This window comes from uncultured Granulicatella sp. (assembly GCF_963521425.1).
Classification (GTDB): domain Bacteria; phylum Bacillota; class Bacilli; order Lactobacillales; family Aerococcaceae; genus Granulicatella.
Genome location: NZ_CAUQUN010000022.1, coordinates 1 through 16,961, shown reverse-complemented (window position 1 = coordinate 16,961; position 16,961 = coordinate 1). Strand labels below are relative to the sequence as shown.

17 protein-coding genes are annotated in these 16,961 nt (G+C 32.8%); 6 read left to right on the top strand and 11 right to left on the bottom strand.

The features are described 5' to 3' along the window. Window positions 1–64 precede the first annotated feature (64 nt). The 4 genes from RWO76_RS06360 (at window position 65) to RWO76_RS06345 (ending at window position 4,334) form a co-directional block, all read left to right on the top strand. A complete protein-coding gene (locus RWO76_RS06360) occupies window positions 65–1,366 on the top strand; it encodes an extracellular solute-binding protein (RefSeq protein ID WP_314354827.1) in 1,302 nt (433 codons plus the stop codon). A gap of 99 nt (window positions 1,367–1,465) precedes the next feature. Beyond that, the gene (locus tag RWO76_RS06355) at window positions 1,466–2,392 is read left to right on the top strand and encodes a sugar ABC transporter permease (RefSeq protein WP_314354826.1); all 927 of its coding nucleotides are present in this window, start codon (window positions 1,466–1,468) and stop codon (window positions 2,390–2,392) included. Continuing rightward, the gene (locus RWO76_RS06350) at window positions 2,392–3,267 is read left to right on the top strand and encodes a carbohydrate ABC transporter permease (RefSeq protein WP_314354825.1); all 876 of its coding nucleotides are present in this window, start codon (window positions 2,392–2,394) and stop codon (window positions 3,265–3,267) included. The genes RWO76_RS06355 and RWO76_RS06350 overlap by 1 nt, the downstream gene beginning before the upstream one ends. A gap of 83 nt (window positions 3,268–3,350) precedes the next feature. Next, entirely contained in the window at window positions 3,351–4,334 is a 984-nt protein-coding gene (locus RWO76_RS06345) for a LacI family DNA-binding transcriptional regulator (protein WP_314354824.1), read from the top strand. A 386-nt stretch (window positions 4,335–4,720) separates the two neighbouring features. Here RWO76_RS06345 and RWO76_RS06340 read toward each other — a convergent pair whose 3' ends face one another. The 3 genes from RWO76_RS06340 to RWO76_RS06330 form a co-directional block, all read right to left on the bottom strand. Continuing rightward, a complete protein-coding gene (locus RWO76_RS06340) occupies window positions 4,721–5,101 on the bottom strand; it encodes a hypothetical protein (protein WP_314354823.1) in 381 nt (126 codons plus the stop codon). A gap of 28 nt (window positions 5,102–5,129) precedes the next feature. Further along, window positions 5,130–5,735 (bottom strand): TetR/AcrR family transcriptional regulator, encoded by a 606-nt coding sequence (locus RWO76_RS06335; protein ID WP_314354822.1) that lies wholly within the window; start codon window positions 5,733–5,735, stop codon window positions 5,130–5,132. Window positions 5,736–6,146: 411 nt separating this feature from the next. Further along, complete coding sequence (locus RWO76_RS06330) at window positions 6,147–6,503, bottom strand: DUF1304 domain-containing protein (RefSeq protein WP_314354821.1); 357 nt, start codon at window positions 6,501–6,503, stop codon at window positions 6,147–6,149. A gap of 124 nt (window positions 6,504–6,627) precedes the next feature. Between RWO76_RS06330 and RWO76_RS06325 the strand changes: the two genes are divergently transcribed. Together RWO76_RS06325 and RWO76_RS06320 are read left to right on the top strand one after the other, a co-directional pair. Continuing rightward, window positions 6,628–7,101, top strand: coding sequence for a MarR family transcriptional regulator (locus RWO76_RS06325; RefSeq protein WP_314354820.1), 474 nt, complete (start codon window positions 6,628–6,630; stop codon window positions 7,099–7,101). A gap of 23 nt (window positions 7,102–7,124) precedes the next feature. Further along, complete coding sequence (locus tag RWO76_RS06320) at window positions 7,125–8,483, top strand: MATE family efflux transporter (RefSeq protein ID WP_314354819.1); 1,359 nt, start codon at window positions 7,125–7,127, stop codon at window positions 8,481–8,483. A 22-nt stretch (window positions 8,484–8,505) separates the two neighbouring features. Here RWO76_RS06320 and RWO76_RS06315 read toward each other — a convergent pair whose 3' ends face one another. The 8 genes from RWO76_RS06315 to metG form a co-directional block, all read right to left on the bottom strand. After that, complete coding sequence (locus RWO76_RS06315) at window positions 8,506–8,862, bottom strand: YbaN family protein (RefSeq protein WP_314354818.1); 357 nt, start codon at window positions 8,860–8,862, stop codon at window positions 8,506–8,508. 9 nt (window positions 8,863–8,871) lie between these two features. Beyond that, the gene (gene rlmD / locus RWO76_RS06310) at window positions 8,872–10,227 is read right to left on the bottom strand and encodes a 23S rRNA (uracil(1939)-C(5))-methyltransferase RlmD (RefSeq protein ID WP_314354817.1); all 1,356 of its coding nucleotides are present in this window, start codon (window positions 10,225–10,227) and stop codon (window positions 8,872–8,874) included. 491 nt (window positions 10,228–10,718) lie between these two features. Further along, on the bottom strand, window positions 10,719–11,099 hold the full coding sequence (locus tag RWO76_RS06305; protein WP_314354816.1) for a hypothetical protein: 381 nt from the start codon (window positions 11,097–11,099) through the stop codon (window positions 10,719–10,721). 442 nt (window positions 11,100–11,541) lie between these two features. Next, window positions 11,542–12,270 carry an ABC transporter permease gene (locus RWO76_RS06300; RefSeq protein WP_314354815.1) on the bottom strand — a complete coding sequence of 243 codons (729 nt, stop codon included), beginning with the start codon at window positions 12,268–12,270 and terminating at the stop codon, window positions 11,542–11,544. Next, a complete protein-coding gene (locus tag RWO76_RS06295) occupies window positions 12,263–13,087 on the bottom strand; it encodes an ABC transporter ATP-binding protein (RefSeq protein ID WP_314354814.1) in 825 nt (274 codons plus the stop codon). The genes RWO76_RS06300 and RWO76_RS06295 overlap by 8 nt, the downstream gene beginning before the upstream one ends. Window positions 13,088–13,268: 181 nt before the next feature. After that, window positions 13,269–14,297, bottom strand: coding sequence for a YdcF family protein (locus RWO76_RS06290; protein WP_314354813.1), 1,029 nt, complete (start codon window positions 14,295–14,297; stop codon window positions 13,269–13,271). A 14-nt stretch (window positions 14,298–14,311) separates the two neighbouring features. After that, complete coding sequence (gene brnQ, locus RWO76_RS06285) at window positions 14,312–15,673, bottom strand: branched-chain amino acid transport system II carrier protein (protein WP_314354812.1); 1,362 nt, start codon at window positions 15,671–15,673, stop codon at window positions 14,312–14,314. An 86-nt stretch (window positions 15,674–15,759) separates the two neighbouring features. Continuing rightward, on the bottom strand, window positions 15,760–16,961 hold a 1,202-nt coding region (gene metG, locus RWO76_RS06280; protein WP_314354811.1), incomplete at its 5' end, for a methionine--tRNA ligase subunit beta.

Here is a 16,961-nt window from a genome sequence, read left to right as displayed (position 1 = left end):
TATACTAAAGCCAGTTAAGAAATCGTTTGCGTTAACTGAATATATCTCAAGGGAGGAAAAAATTATGGCAAACACATGGCTTAAAAAATCATTCGTTGTTGGTTTAGCTGGTTTAGCATTAGCAGCTTGCGGCAGCAAATCATCAGACTCTTCAAAAGGAGGATCTTCTGAAGGTAAAAAAGAATTCACTTTATATAGTAACAAGAGTGAAATTCAAGATGCTTTAACAGCATACGCTAAAGAATGGGGCGACAAAAACGGAGTTACAGTAAACATTAAAACATGTTCTGGTTCATGTAAAATCTCTGACCAATTAAAAACTGAATTTACAGCAGGAACTGCTCCAGACGTATTCGTAATCGAAGGACAAGCTGGATACGACTTATGGAAAGATAACTTACAACCACTTAAAGGTGACTGGATTGACAAAACAGAATTTGAATTCAAACAAGGAAACGATGTTTACGGATTCCCAGTATCTGTTGAAGGTTACGGTTTAGCTTACAACAAAGAAGTATTATCTAAAGCTGGTATCGACCCTGCTTCATTAACTTCATTTGATGCAGTTCAAAAAGCAATGGATACATTAGAAAGCAAAAAAGACGAATTAGGTTTATCTACAGTAGTAGCAACTGCTACTAAAGAAGGTGAAACTTGGATCATGGGTATCCACGACTTTGCTGCTTACTTAAGTTCTGGTTTACCAAATGGTGACCGTACAATTGTTCAACAAGTAATTAAAGGTGAAACTGATCCAGCTCGTTTATCTAACTATGCTGACTGGGTTGAATTATTATTCAAACACACTGAGAAAAAATTATTAACTGTTGGTACTCAAGAAGATATGGACTCTGCATTTGCTAGTGGTAAAGCAGCATTCTTACACCAAGGTAACTGGAAAGATCCTAACTTAAAACAATTAAACGCTAAATTCGAAATGGGATTCATCCCTTACCAAACTTTAGGTAAAGATAAAAATGCTGATGGATTATTCATCGGTGCTCCATCTTACTATGTAGTTAACAAAGATACTAAAGCTTTAGACTCAATCAACAAATTCTTTAATGACTTAGTTGATACTAAAGAAGGTCAAGAATACACAGTAAACAAAGCTAACATGATTTCAGCATTTACTACTTCTAAAGAAATGCCTAGCGCTCCATTATCTAAATTCTTAGCTGAATGGGTTGCTGCTAAAAAACCAGTTTATTCATTTGATAACCCATACTTCATGCCTGACAACTTCTTAATGGGTAAATTAGGACCAATCTATGGACAATACGCTCAAGGTTCAATCGACAAAGCTAAATTCCAAGAATTGATCACAAATCAAATCAAAGAAGTACCAAGCTTACTTCAAAAATAACAATTAAGTATGTAACACAGGCCCACAACTACTTACAACGGTCGTTGTGGGTTTGCTGTTATTAATACCTCAGTAATACATAAAAGGAGGAACCCTAACATGTCTAAGAATAAAAAAGCTCTTAGTCGTGACGATCGCGCAAGACGTACGTTTTACTGGCTTGTGCTACCGGCATTTATCATTTTCGCACTCGTAATTATTGTACCTTTCTTCTTAGGTTTCTACTATTCCCTAACAGACTGGAAGAGTGTTACTCAAACTAATATTAACTTTGTTGGATTAAAAAACTTTACAACCAGCTTTGCTGATACTCGTTTCCAATATTCATTAATGATTACTGTAATTTTCGCATTATTTAACGTAGTCGTTGTAAACTTTGTATCATTCGGTTTAGCTTTACTAGTATCTAGTAAAATTAAATTAAGTGAAATTTTCAGAGCTGGATTCTTTATTCCTAACCTTATCGGGGGACTTGTATTAGGGTATATTTGGCAATTCATTTATAACTCAGTATTCCCTGCTTTAGGAACTGCAATCGGCAGCCAATTTTTAGTTGATAATCTATTTTTAGGTGACGTTAAATTAGCTGTACTAGCTTTAATTATTACTAACACATGGCAATATGCTGGTTATATTATGATGATTTACTTTGCAGCATTACAAAATGTACCTTCAAGTTTAGTAGAATCAGCTTCTCTTGATGGAGCAAATGCTTTACAAAGATTAAAACATATTATTATTCCTATGGTAATGCCTGCGTTTACGGTATCACTATTCTTAACAATTACAAACTCATTTAAAATTTTCGACGTAAACTTCTCACTTACTGGTGGTGGACCATCTCTATTATGGCATGATAAAGCTATCCAAAGTACAGAGTTTATTACAATGAACATTTATAACACTGCTTCAGGAGATAACTTAATGGCACAAGGTCAAGCTCGTGCAGTTATTCTATTCTTCATCTTAGTAGTTATTAGTGTTGTTCAAACAACAATCACTAAACGGAAGGAGATTGACTTATAATGAAAAACCAAAAACTCGGCTTATTACTTTTAGAAATTTTTGGAGTTCTTTTATTCCTATTATTCTTAAGTCCAATCTTTTTACTAGTGATCAACTCAGCTAAAAGTTCTGCTGAAATCTTAGCTAGCCCATTATCATGGCCTGCAAGTTTCGGTCAACTATGGACAAATGCGGTAACAATTTGGAATAACCCTTCCATTAAATACCCATCATCATTCTTTGCTTCAACAATTATTACAATTATTTCTTTAGTAACAATCACTCTATTCTCAGCATTAGCTGCTTGGGGATTAGTTCGTTATCGTTCTAAATTATCAACGGTTGTATTCTTTATCTTTGTAGCATCAATGGTAATTCCATTCCAAGTTGTAATGTATCCATTAGTTACTTGGTTCAAAATTTTAAGTGACACAATTACAAATCCATTATTTGGATTCAGCTTATTACGTACTTATCCAGGTATCATCTTCGCTTATACTGGATTCGGGATGTCTCTATCAGTATTCATGTTCCATGGATTTATCAAAGGTGTGCCGCTAGAAATCGAAGAAGCTGCTGAATTAGATGGATGTAACAAAATGCAAACATTCTTCTATGTTGTATTACCAATTTTAAAACCAATCTATGTAACAATTTTAATTTTAAATGGTATTTGGATTTGGAACGACTTCTTATTACCACTATTATTATTAGGTAAAGGAAATGCGATTCAAACACTTCCAATCGCAGTATCTAACTTCGCAGGATCATTTACAAAACAATGGGATATGATTTTAACTTCTACTCTATTAATTATGTTACCAGTTATTATCCTATTCTTAATCGCTCAAAAACATATCATGAAAGGTATGGTTGACGGAGCAATCAAATCTTAAGATGATTTTTACTCTGGGTTGGTTAACTTTGTTTTCCTGCCCAGATTTTTTTATGGTTAATTTTAAAAAAAGGAGGAACATAAATGGCTGTCACGATTAAGGATGTTGCACGTCTAGCAGAAGTATCACCCTCAACGGTTACACGGGTGATTCAAGATAAATCAAGCATTAGCCAAGCAACTAAAAAAAGAGTTCGTCAAGCAATGGAAACTCTTAATTATCATCCTAATTTCAACGCTCGAAGTTTAGCTAGTAATAAAACAAATGTCATTGGTGTAGTTCTTCCAAGGGATACAGATGCGTTTTATCAAAACTCTTTCTTCCCTGAAGTTATTCGAGGGATTTCTCAAATAGCTGCTGATCATCATTATTTGATTCAGCTATGTACAGGAAAAGATGATGAACAACGTCTACGCATTTTAAAAGACACGATTTTAGGGAGACGTGTCGATGGAATTATTTTTCTTTATGGGGAAACAGATGATCCTTTAGTAGAATTAGCAATTGAACAAGAGTTTCCTAGTGTTGTTATCGGGAAATCTTTATCTCCATTTATTTCATTTGTTGATAACAATAATGAAAAAGCTGGATTCGACGCTACAGAATACATGATTCAAGAAGGGTGTTCTTCTATTGCATTCGTAAGCGGTCGTCATCAATTATTCGTTTCTCAAGATCGTTTAATTGGTTATCAACGCGCTTTAGAACATTATCATATTCCTTTCAAAGAAGGTTTAATTTCACATGTTGGGGAATTTACAAGAGAACGTGGATATCAAACAATGAAATCAATCATTGAAAGAGAATCGATTGATGGTGTCGTAACAACCGATGCTTTAATTACAGAAGGGGCTTTAAGATATTTAAATGAACAAAACATAAGTCTTCCTGTTATTACATTTGATTCAAATCCACCTCTACTTCCAATGACTGCCTACGTCAATATTCATACATTAGAACTTGGTAGAAGTGCCTTTCAAATGTTATTAAAAGTCATCGACTCATATAACGATAAACAAATGATGTGTTATCGAACATTTGTAGAACATTCTATTGTTCGATTATAAAAAAAAGCATGAAAGTTAACTGCAGCTTTCATGCTTTTTTGTTACCTAAAATAACAATGTTATCAATGTTAAAATGGCTAATCCAACTTGTTTTAATAGAATCATTTTATCACTTGTTAAAATGCTACTAAAATGATATACACTAATAAAAGAATAAGGCAAGTAATACTCGGAACTACAAAAATTGCAATAAGGATTAAAACTCCTATCAATATATTGATTCCTGTTTTTCTTCACCTTTTTTGTTATAGCGTCCATCTAATAAACTAATATTTAAACTTTCCGGTACCTTCGATTTTTTTCTCTACTCACAGCAAATATTCGACTTGATGCCCTACTTTTTGAAACAAAAGCCCGTATGACGAAAAGTCCTACTATGCGTATTTTCAAAATTTCTTCATTCTCTCTTCTATTCTCCATCCGATAATCCAAGCAAGAACCAGAAGATAATTTTCCACAGCACCGATTAAATTTACCATTTGATGCATCTTTAGATAATGGACAAAATGATTGCCGCCAATGCCGATTCCTCCTAGGATCAGAGCAAGTAAAATGGACTTTAAATAGGTCCAATTGTAATTCCTATATGCCGTAATCAATATAACAAAAACAGCAATATTCCAAAATCCGATTTCTCTTTGCCAGCCTATAGAAATGCCATATGCGGAGTTCCTTCCCATATATTCCGGAGCAAAAATCTGTAGTATTGCCGCCCCTAATATCGCTATGATAAGAAAGATAAACAATACCCGCAAAAATAGATTCATTTTTTTTGATACATTGACTGTTCCTTATTCATTCCTTTGCCCCCTCTACTAAGACCTTGCTGATAAAATGCATGGTTCCTGATTTTGCCCCTAGAGACTTTTCCAGCATATCAATGTATACCTCTACATCTCTTTCACCAAAAAAACCATAATCAAACATATGTTGACTCATAACAAGGAGCATCTTCACTCGCTCTTCAATATGTGTACACAAAAATATCCCCTGTGCTATACCTTCTTTAACAATCTCTGCAAGAATCGGTACTGCCACCTCTACAATTTTCTTGCAAATTTTATCATGCATAATAATATTTTCTTTTCTTTCCAAAACATTAGTGATGACCGATTCCTCTTTATCAGGACGAAAGGCATCCACAACCGAAACCAACTTTTCCGGTATTGAAAGCTCTGCCGTAAGAATCTCTTTGGCTGCTGTACTATTCTTCCTTATCATCATTTCAATAACCGCTTCCAGTGTTGCCTCTTTACTTTCAAAATAATAATAGTAAGTTCCTTTTGCTATACCGGCCTTAGCCACAATCTCATCAATACTTGTATTCTCATATCCTTTTTCTATGAACATATGATAGGCAAGATTTAGAAGTTCCTGTTTTCTTTTTTTACCTTTTTTCATTTCTGTCTCCTTTTTTGACTAACGGTCGGTTTTATTCTAAAACGTTTCTTACTGACTGTCAAGTTTTTTCCGACTATTAGTCGATAATTTAGAAAAATCCTTCTAGTATTTCAAAAGAAATTAAAAAAATATCTAATTGTTAAACAACTAGATGAACATCAAAATCTTCCTCCTTGCTGACGTTTAAATAAATCTCCCATATTGTTGTAATAATTGCAATTTAAGGCTAATAAATGTGGACATTGTAAACAATTCTACCACGTAAAGACCATATGAAGCTGAGTAATCTTCTGCTCGTGCAGGAATGAGCTTAATAAGGAGATTTTTTTGAAACAAATGATGTGTGTAGAACATTCTATTATTCGATTATAAAAAGAAAGCAAGCCATTCAAAGCTTGCTTTCTTTTTTTCTTAAAATAATAATGATATTAATGTTAAAATGGCTAATCCGCCTTGTTTCAAAAGAATCATTTTATCACTAGTTAAACTACCATATAATGCTACTAAAATGATATACACTAATAAAAGAATAAGCCAAGGAATACTCGGAACTACAAAAATTGCAATAAGAATTAAAACTCCAATTAAGCCGTTATACACTCCTTGATTTTTAAATAGTGTAGTCACTGATGGACGTCGTAATTCTTCTTCCTGCATTTTAAAAACTCTTGCTGTATTGGAAGATGTTGTTGCTATTGTTTCTAAGTAAAAAATATAAAAAAACTCTAAAGCTACTAAAGTTCCTAAGATTATTGTTATCATTGACATGATTAATTCCTCCAAAGTATATCATTTTATTAATTTAATTATATTAAACATTACTATAACCATTGTCAAACATAATGTTTTTTTGATAAAATAGTACCAATTCAAAAAAGACAGGAGTTTTTTTATGAAAACTGATAATCCATTATCTGAAAGACTATGCTATTCTATTTATTCTACTCAAAAACTTGTAAATAAATATTATCAACACGCATTAGCACCTTATCACTTAACTTACACACAATTTATAGTTTTAGAAACTTTATGGGAAGAGGGAAAACTTTCCCTAAACGAAATTGGTCAACGAGTAGGACTGGAAAGTAATACACTGACTCCACTACTAAAACGATTAGAAGAAAAAAAACTCATTATTCGTAAACGTCCTGCTGCTAATAAACGTCAATTAAACATTCGTCTAAGTGCTAACGGAAAGAGACTTCATGATGAATTAGAACAACATTTACGATCTTGTTTTGCTAATGTGGAAGGTTTTGATTTTGAAAAAGCAAGGGAACTCGTAGCATTAAACAATCAATTAAAACAAACGATTGAAAATTTCATTGAAAATAAGGAGGAAGATGATCAACCAGTAGAAAAATAAATTTCTACTTGTATGATATGATTATGTTTAAAAAAACATCCGTTAATTTATTAGATGGGCCCATATTACGTTCTATCATTGCCTTTGCAATCCCCATTTTAATTTCAAATATTTTCCAACAATTATATAATACAGCAGATATTATGATTGTTGGTCGTTATTTGGGACCAAATGCACTTGCTGGAGTTGGAGCAACAGCTGCAATTTTTGAACTTGTAATTGGGTTTGCCCTCGGAGTTGGAAATGGGATGGGAGTCGTTATTGCACGCTGTTTTGGTGCACAAGATATGACCCAATTAAAACGAGCTGTAGCTTCAACATTAGTCATAGGTTTTGGGCTTAGCTTAATGGTTTCTACTCTAGGTCATTTTGGAATGTATCCACTACTAGAGTTTTTAGGAACGCCACCTGAAATCATTGATTTATCTTACCAGTATATTCATATGATTGTTTTATGCGTTGGAGTTACATTCGCTTATAATCTCTGTGCAGGTTTACTTCGTGCTGTTGGGGATAGTCAGGCAGCATTATATTTCTTAATTTTTTCTGCCATCATTAATATTATTTTAGATATTTTATTTATTACTCAATTCCATTTAGGAGTACAATCTGCCGGTTTAGCAACGATTATTTCTCAAGGAATATCTGCTATCCTTTGTTTCTTTTATATTCGAAGAAGAGCCAGTTTCTTACTCCCACAAAAAAAACACTTTATATGGGATAAAGAATTATATCTTGACTTACTAGGACAAGGTCTGGCTATGGGGTTAATGACTTCGATTGTTTCTATTGGAACAGTAACCTTACAAACATCGATTAACGCACTCGGAGCAACAATCATTAGTGCACAAACATCTGCTAGAAGAATTATGTCATTTTCGATGCTACCTGTATCAGCGATTGCCTCATCCTTAACAACCTTTACTTCTCAAAATTTAGGAGCAAATCGTCCTCAGAGAATTCAACGAGGGATTTATTTAGGAAGTATGGTTGCGATCAGTTGGACAATTTTTATCGCCATTACATTATTTTTTGCAAGTCCTGTATTGAATGAATTAATTTCTGGTTCAAATGATCCAGAATTAATTTCTAATGCGTCTCTTTATAATCGAATTAGTTCGTCATTTTATCCAGTATTAGCCGTTTTACTAGTATTACGAAATAGTTTGCAAGGATTAGGGCAAAAAATCACCCCTTTAGTTTCAAGCTTCATTGAATTATTTGGAAAAATATTATTTGTTCTATTCATTATTCCGTCAACGAGATATATGGGAGTCATATTCTGTGAACCACTGATTTGGATTCCAATGACGATTCAGTTATATTATTCGTATAAACATCAACCGATTATTCAATCATTAAAAAACGCATCTCATTCCTAATTGAGATGCGTTTTTTATGTCCTTATTTATCTGGAATAACTTTAAAGAGATAATACGTAATAAATACCGTTAATAAAGCTAAACCAATTTTTACAAAAATAATTGGAGCAAAATAAATAGAAATCGCCATTAATATGTAAATATAAATAATAATTTTCTTTTTACGTGAACGGTCTATCGATTTTGTTTCTAAATAATCTGCTACATAAATTTGATATAATTTTGTATTCGAAAACCATTTTTCAAATCTTTTAGAACTTTTTGAAAAACAAATTACTGTCAGTATCAAAAATGGGGTCGTTGGTAACACAGGAAGGACGATTCCTATAATCCCTAATGCTAATGAAATCCAAGCTACAACAAAATAAAATCCTCTCATATTTCCTCCTCAATTCATTCGTTCTAATACAGCTACTGTTTCAATTGCTGTCGTCATTGGGAACATATCCACTGGTTGAGCATATAGTGCCTGATACCCTTTTTCTTGAAACAAGGCTAAATCTCTTGCTAACGTTGCAGGATTACAGCTTACATAAACGATTTTTCTAGCATTGGTTTTAACCGCTGCATCAATAAACGCTCCATCTAATCCTTTTCTAGGCGGATCGACTACAATCACATCTGGTTGTAATCCTGAGTCTACCCAAGTTGGCATAACTTTTTCAGCTGCCCCCACTTCAAATGTTACATTGTCAATCTGATTCATTCGAGCATTTTCTTTCGCCATTTGAATGGCATCCGGTACAATTTCCATGGCATAAACTTTTTTAGCACGTTTAGCAAATGCTAAACTCATTGTTCCAATTCCACAGTAAGCATCTACTACTGTTTCATCCCCAGTTAATCCTGCTGCTTGAATAGCTTCATGATACAACACTTCTGTTTGAATCGTATTAACTTGGAAAAATGAACGTGAACTAATCGTAAAAGTAAATTCCATTAATTCTTCTTGAAAAGCATCTTCTCCAAATAATACTTTCTTCTGAGAACCCATAATGACATTCGATTGATGAGGTTGAATATTTTGGACAATCGACACTACTTCAGGTAATTGCTGAGTAATTTGCTCTACGACTGCCTCTTTTTGAATGAATTTCTCTGTACGCGTTACTAAAATAATCATCACTTGAGAAGTACGTAATCCTCTACGAACAATAATATGACGTAAATCACCCTTATGTTTCTCTTCATCATAAGCTTCAATTGCAAATTTTCGTAAAATATCTCTAACAACTAAAATGATACGATCAATTTCCGGATCTTGAATATGAAAATCTTCCATTGGAACTAAGTCGTGTGAGTTTTTCTTAAAAAATCCTGTCGTTAATAAGCTGTCTACCATTCTCACAGGGATTTGCGCTTTATTACGATATCCAAATGGATGTTCCATTCCAATTGTTGGACGTACTTCTAACTCTGGCATTTTCGCAATAGTATTCATGACATGTTTCACTTGTTTTTGTTTAAAGGCTAATTGAGCTTCATACTTCATATGTTGTAAAGGCATTGTTCCCACTCGAGTTCCATTTAGATCAACTAATGGAATACGGTCAGGACTTGTCGATAACCATTCTACAACTTTAGCATAACCAAATTTCTTCCCAATTTTTAAAATGTGCGCTACTACTTTTTCTCCTGGTAGAGCATTTTCAATAAAAAGAGGAAATCCATCGACTTTAGCAACACCCATTCCTTCATACGTTAAATCATCAATTTGTACTTCTATACGGTCATTTTTTTTCATCTCTATCCTCACTCACTACTATTTATCTGACTTATTATAGCTTATTTTTGGATAATTTTATAGTGAAGTAAGAAATTCAAACTAAATAATTTGGAAAGATTTGTCAAGGACATAAATAAAATTTCTTTGATAAATTTATATCTTCTCTGTTTCTCTCTTGATTAACTTCAGTATTTTATCTTTGTATGTTTCGCCTGTGCTTTCTTAAAATATAGATTTGCAGTATATTTTGTTTTTCCAATATCGATTATTAGCTGTTTATATTGTAGTTTTTTATATCTCTTTTTCTTCTTCCATGTGTCCTCCTTTCCATTTTTAGACAAAGAAAAAAACAGTAAACCTTTTTCAATTTACTGTTTTATAAGTTGCTATATTATTGTTTTTATTGTTTTACTTTAACAAACTGGGATTTGTAACTATCTTTTTTTGAACAAATATCTGTACATTTACTATCAGAACCCGTGAAATTATATCGTAATTATTTTAATACACTATTCAATTATCAGTTCTACATAATCGCCATCTTCCTTATTGTATACATGCTTATCTACGATTCCAAGTAGTTTCTGTATATCTTCCATATCTGAAGCCGAAAATTCCAAATAACAAGTCTCATCACTTGTATCATTCAAATCTTCATAAAAATCCTGAATCGCCACATAAAATTTATCTAAAATATCTTCCAATGGATATTGGGAAATGTCCCTCGGACTAACTCCTTCTCCTAATTCTGGTTCTTGAACAAATTTTAATGAAGTAACAAAGCAATCACTTTTCATAAAATCGTCATACGTTTTATAGATATGTTCTGCTACCTTTTCGTAATCAGTTTTGTTATATTTTTCATGTACAAAAATATCTATATTTTTCATCTCAACCTCCTTAATGTGGTGTGAAAATTATCATTAGTCCCACACAACTTCTAATTTTTATTTATCTACTTTAGCTTTTTTAGTAATTCTACAAAAGATACTTTATCCTCAACAAATTCAAGTTTGTTTCACTCGACATTTATAATATTATACCATAAAAAGCCCAGTTTTATGGGTCTAACTCGTTCCTCTTTACCTGTGTTAGTCTTCTATTTTCTTGCGTAAAGTTTCAAAGTTACTTCTAGTTAAGTATCAAAACTAGAACTTAAATTGAGAATTTACTAAAAAAGGTATTTTGACTATACAGTCAAAATACCTAATTCGGAAAGCTCTCTTATTATATTTCTTCAAAAGAATAGACTTTTCACCGTAGCATTAATAGCATGAGACCGTCAGGGCTGCTACCGTCCTTTATACTACAGTGCAAAAGTCTCATTCGCCCTTACACAGCTTTTCTTGTTAGTTTTGCTAAAAAGATTTCTTTTCGTGTTGGATTTAATACAATTAAGTTTACTAAGAATAAGCCTACTAACCAAGCTAACGCTACCCCAATTGTTTCAAAACTTAATTCGAAACTTTCTTTAGTAAAGAAGTCTACATAAACTCCCATAAATGTATAATGAGCAATTTTAGAAGCAGTCTCACTTAATCCAGAGAACAATGGTAAGAATGAGATAGCCATCATAGGAACTAAACCATTCACTTGCGCTTGAGATTGAGTATTAGAAAGAGAGGCAATCAATAAGTTTAATAAAACAATACATAGCCCTACAACAATCGCTACTACATAATATTCACCTGAATGTTTTCCAAAGTCTGCATCTACGATCATTGGGAAACTTACAATTGTTACAAGCCCAACAACGACTGGGTAAAATAGTGCAGATAATAAATATTCTCCATTTCTAACACCACTGAGTAATAAAGATTTCAAGTTTTTCTTTTCCTTATCTTCAGCAATTGTTAAAGAAGTTAAACTTCCTAGTGAGATTGAGAATGCTAATGATAAACACATGAATACCATATACGAAGAATGTTGTCCATCCGCATTCATAAATTGATTATATAAAACTAACAATCCATACGGTAATAAAATCGTTGCTAATAAAGTGCTGTTACTTAATAATACTTGTGTGCGTAGCCAAATTAAGGCAGTTAATCGTTTAATCATTTAATTTCTCTCCTGTCAATTGAATAAATATTTCTTCTAAAGTTGGTTCACATGAGTGAATCGCCACAACTTGTGTTAAATCTGTTTGTCCTAATTCTTCAAAAGTAATTTGTGTTTTTGTTTCATCTGCGAATGTTAATTGAACTTTTTTCTCGTGATTATATTTTTGAATAATCGAAGAAGGTGTGCCATATTCAATTAGATGTCCTCGATTTAGTAAACTTAGACGATCACATAATAAGGTTGCTTCGTTCATATCATGTGTTGTTAAGAAAATCGTTGTTCCTGCTTCTTTTAATTCTAATAATAATTCATGGATTTTCTTAGAAGTCGTTGGATCTAATCCGCTTGTTGGTTCATCTAAAAATAATACTTGCGGCTTATTAATTAAAGCTCTTGCTAGAAACATTCTTTGTTTCATCCCTGTCGATAATTTCTCTGCTGCTAAGTTTTTACTATCGTATAAATCAACTTGTTTTAACACTTCATCTACTCGTGAATTTGGTTTTCCATATAATTTTGCATAAGCTTGTAAATTTTTATACAGGCTTAGTTTTTCATAAAATCCACTCGTATCACTCACTAATCCGATTTGTTCTAAATCTGCTGGAGTTAATTTCTCAGATACTTTTCCTAACAATTCTGTTTGCCCGCTATCGGCATTTAATTGTCCCGTTAAAATTTTAATCATTGTTGTTTTCCCTGAACCAGATGGTCCTAAGAAACCAAAAATTTCTCCTTTCTTCACTTCAAAAGAAATCTCTTCTAAAGCTATTTTTTGATTAAATTTTTTTGTAACATTTTTTACGTTAATCATGTTTATCCCCTCTTTACTCATTTCCTAACTGATGAATTCATTATAGGATAAATTTCTTGTGCTCAGTAGTGCCTAGAGTCACTACCTACCATGACTTTCGTCACGACTTCTCATGCCAATCGTCACGACAAAAAAGCATACCGAAATCGGTATGCCTTTCCTATTATTTATCAAACTTTTTTTACCACAATATGCCTCTATACGCCATTATAACCAATACAGCATACAGTAATTCAAATCCAATAAAGAGTTTTTTCATTTTTACACACACCGCTACATATTCTCGAATAAACGCTGATGGAATATAATAGCTAGCAGTGGAGCAGCCTAGACCATCACCCTGCATTCCAATTTGACGTGCATAAGTACTCGTACGAAACACATGATAGTCATTCGTCACAAATAAAAATCTAGGATTTTCAACAAATTGCTCACCTAACTCTTTAGAAAACAATAAATTTTCATAAGTTGTTGTAGATTTTTCTTCTAATAAAATAGCTTCTTTTGGCACATCTGTATTTTCCACTAAATAATTATAGATGGCTTGTGCTTCAGATATTTTTTCATCCCTACCTTGTCCACCACTGGCAATAAGTTGAATATGAGGATTTTTTGATTGATGAAATGCCTGAACAGCTTTATCAATTCTTCTTTTCAATAAAGGAGTGACCCTTTCCCCATTTAACAAACCGGCACCATGAATAATAATAAAATCATAATGCTGTTTCTTCGGCAACCATAAATAGACAAACGAGTACATCATAAATCCTACAAATGCAAAGCCAAAAATAATATAAGAATAAATAATAAACATTAATAGAATATCAATCCAAGGATTGAAAAAGAAAAATTCATTTTTTACGAGTCCCACTCGAATCCACATAAAAACAAAGAAAAATAAAATCACAATCCCCATAATTGAGGATAAAAGATTCGCTTTAGAAAAACCTTCTTTTTTCAACAAAATAAATCCATTAACGATTAAAAATACACCACTTAAAAGAATCAGAACAGGGATGAGTAAAATTCCTAATATCATCAAAAAATGAACATTTTCATATCCAAAACTAAAAAAGAAATTTGCAATGGATAAATAAAGAAAAAATACCTCAATCACTAATAAAGCTGGATTCCATAAACTGCGATTATCTTTCCACATAGAAAAAAGTAAGGCAATTAATACGAAAATCGTAACTCCATATAAAAACATACTAGCCTACCTTCTTACTCTGCTAAAATTTTTTCAAAATTAAAAACTTCACCTTTTTGTTTATCCCTTAAAATCAAAGCAATTACTATTCCAACAAATGCTGGAACAATCCATCCTAACGATAAGGTTGAGAATGGTAATTGAGTCATCACTGTAGATAATGCCGTTAATTTTAAGGTGTCTCCTAATACTGTTAATACGGATACTAAAACTGTTAACCCAACTGTTAACTGCATTCCAACTTTAGAAAGAGGAACAAATTTATTTAAAAGAATTAATACAACCATAATAATGGTAATTGGATATAAAATTAATAGTACTGGTAATGAGAACTTAATTACGGTATTTAATCCTAAATTAGAAATTCCAAACCCAATTAAAGAGAAAACTGTTGCATATACTTTATAAGAATATTTAGGGAATAATTCTTCAAAGAACTCCCCTGTTGAAACAATTAATCCAACTGTTGTTGTAAAGCACGTTAAAATAACCATTGCTCCTAAAAATATTTGTCCAAACACTCCAAAAATATCTTTTGAAGCAGCTGCCAAAATATAAGAACCTTTATTAACTGCCTTATCTGCTAATACATCTACGGGAACAGTAAAATGATTCCCTAAATTTGCTAGACCTAAATATAAAATACTAAATCCTACAGCCGTTACTAAACCTACCCCAATAATCGTTTTTGTAAATTCTTCTTTTGAAGAAAAATGGAATTTTTTCAACGTATTTACTGCTACTACACAGAAAGCAACAGAAGCTAGGGCATCTAATGTATTGTATCCTTCAATAAATCCATTTCCAAACGAACCACCATTTTGATACGCCGTTGCTGCTTGCATTGGAGCTACTCCTGCATATTTAATCGCTCCTAATAACACTAGGACTAAAATTAATCCTGCAAATAATGGCGTTAAAATTTTCCCGATACTATTTAAAATCGTAGAACGATGAATCGCAATCCAATATGCTGCAGCAAAATATAACACTGTATAAATAAATGATGATAAAGTACTTGAAATTCCCATTGAAGCTAACGCTGACTCGAATGGCTGAATACTAATGGAATACGAAACCGTTGCTGTTCTTGGAATCGCAAAGAATGGTCCTATCGATAAATACAAAATGGCTAAAAATGCTACCGCAAACACTGGATGAACTTTAGTTTCTAATTCATGTTTAAAACTTCCATTACTCGTTGCACCTACAATTAATGTAATAATGGGAATACCCACACCTGATAAAATAAATCCTGCAATTGCTAGCCAGAAATACTCACCAGAAAATAATCCTAATGAAGGAGGAAAAATTAAATTCCCTGCTCCAAAAAAGAAACCAAATAATAATAAACCTGTTAACAACCCCTTCTTCATCTTACACTCTCCTTTTATTTCTTATATATACGAAAGAGCACGTTGTAACGCAACGTACTCTCCCTACAATAACTGTCTTTTATTGATTATGAAACAAATGAACCATTTGGCATTTCTTGAGGAGCTAAGACTACTTGTAAGACTCCATCTTTTTCTGCCGATAAAATCATTCCTTGACTAATTTGTCCTCTCATCTTACGTGGTTTTAAGTTTGCTACAATCACTACTTTTTTACCGATAAACTCTTCTGGATTTGGATACCATTGAGCGATACCTGATAGAATTTGACGGTGTCCGCCAGCATCTCCTGCATCTAATCGGAATTGTAATAATTTATCTGCACCTTCTACTGGTTTGCAATCAATGACTTCTGCGACTTTTAATTCTAACTTATCAAAATCATCGTATTTAATCGATTCTTTTTCAGATGTCAATTCTACTTCTTCTGGATTCCATTCTGTTGCTTCTTCTTCTTTAACAGTTCCACCCATTTTTCCTTGAATATAAGCAACTTCTTCTTCCATATCTAAACGTGGGAAAATTGGTTGCCCTTTTTCAACAACTTTTGTCCCAACTGGAATCACTCCAAATGTGTGAAGTGAAGGATAATCACGTAATGATTCCTCTTGAATTCCTAATTGTGCTAAAATTTCTCCTGGCGTTTGTGTTAAGAATGGTTGTAAAGCTACCGCAATAATACGTAAGCTTTCTGCTAAGTAACTCATTGTACGAGCTAATTCTTCTTGACGAGCTTCATCTTTTACAGCCGACCATGGAGTTGTTTCATCGATATATTTATTTGTACGAGAAACAAATTTCCAAATCGCAGATAATGCCACTGAGAATTGCATTTCTTCCATAGCAGCTTCTACTTCTTCAATCATCACTTTTGAAGTTTCTACTAATTCATGATCGAAGCTTGAAACAGGTGCAGAAAATGCTGGAATTGTTCCATCGAAATATTTATTAATCATCGCTACTGTACGATTTAATAAGTTTCCTAAGTCATTTGCTAAGTCATAATTAATTCTTTCTACAAATGATTCTGGAGTGAAAATACCGTCTGAACCAAATGGTACTTCACGTAATAAATAGTAACGTAAAGCGTCTAAGCCATAACGTTCAATTAATGTATTAGGGTCTACAACATTCCCTTTAGATTTAGACATTTTACCGTCTTTCATTAATAACCAACCATGAGCAAAAATTTTCTTCGGTAATGGTAAATCTAATGCCATTAACATAATTGGCCAATAAATCGTATGGAAACGAACGATTTCTTTTCCGA

Coding starts and splice junctions, on each gene's coding strand:
- RWO76_RS06330 (WP_314354821.1), bottom strand. CDS start 6,503: ATGTCAATGATAACAATAATCTTAGGAACTTTAGTAGCTTTAGAGTTT.
- RWO76_RS06360 (WP_314354827.1), top strand. CDS start 65: ATGGCAAACACATGGCTTAAAAAATCATTCGTTGTTGGTTTAGCTGGT.
- RWO76_RS06290 (WP_314354813.1), bottom strand. CDS start 14,297: ATGTTTTTATATGGAGTTACGATTTTCGTATTAATTGCCTTACTTTTT.
- RWO76_RS06340 (WP_314354823.1), bottom strand. CDS start 5,101: ATGAATCTATTTTTGCGGGTATTGTTTATCTTTCTTATCATAGCGATA.
- RWO76_RS06345 (WP_314354824.1), top strand. CDS start 3,351: ATGGCTGTCACGATTAAGGATGTTGCACGTCTAGCAGAAGTATCACCC.
- RWO76_RS06305 (WP_314354816.1), bottom strand. CDS start 11,099: ATGAAAAATATAGATATTTTTGTACATGAAAAATATAACAAAACTGAT.
- rlmD (WP_314354817.1), bottom strand. CDS start 10,227: ATGAAAAAAAATGACCGTATAGAAGTACAAATTGATGATTTAACGTAT.
- RWO76_RS06295 (WP_314354814.1), bottom strand. CDS start 13,087: ATGATTAACGTAAAAAATGTTACAAAAAAATTTAATCAAAAAATAGCT.
- RWO76_RS06320 (WP_314354819.1), top strand. CDS start 7,125: ATGTTTAAAAAAACATCCGTTAATTTATTAGATGGGCCCATATTACGT.
- RWO76_RS06350 (WP_314354825.1), top strand. CDS start 2,392: ATGAAAAACCAAAAACTCGGCTTATTACTTTTAGAAATTTTTGGAGTT.
- brnQ (WP_314354812.1), bottom strand. CDS start 15,673: ATGAAGAAGGGGTTGTTAACAGGTTTATTATTATTTGGTTTCTTTTTT.
- RWO76_RS06315 (WP_314354818.1), bottom strand. CDS start 8,862: ATGAGAGGATTTTATTTTGTTGTAGCTTGGATTTCATTAGCATTAGGG.
- RWO76_RS06335 (WP_314354822.1), bottom strand. CDS start 5,735: ATGAAAAAAGGTAAAAAAAGAAAACAGGAACTTCTAAATCTTGCCTAT.
- RWO76_RS06355 (WP_314354826.1), top strand. CDS start 1,466: ATGTCTAAGAATAAAAAAGCTCTTAGTCGTGACGATCGCGCAAGACGT.
- RWO76_RS06300 (WP_314354815.1), bottom strand. CDS start 12,270: ATGATTAAACGATTAACTGCCTTAATTTGGCTACGCACACAAGTATTA.
- RWO76_RS06325 (WP_314354820.1), top strand. CDS start 6,628: ATGAAAACTGATAATCCATTATCTGAAAGACTATGCTATTCTATTTAT.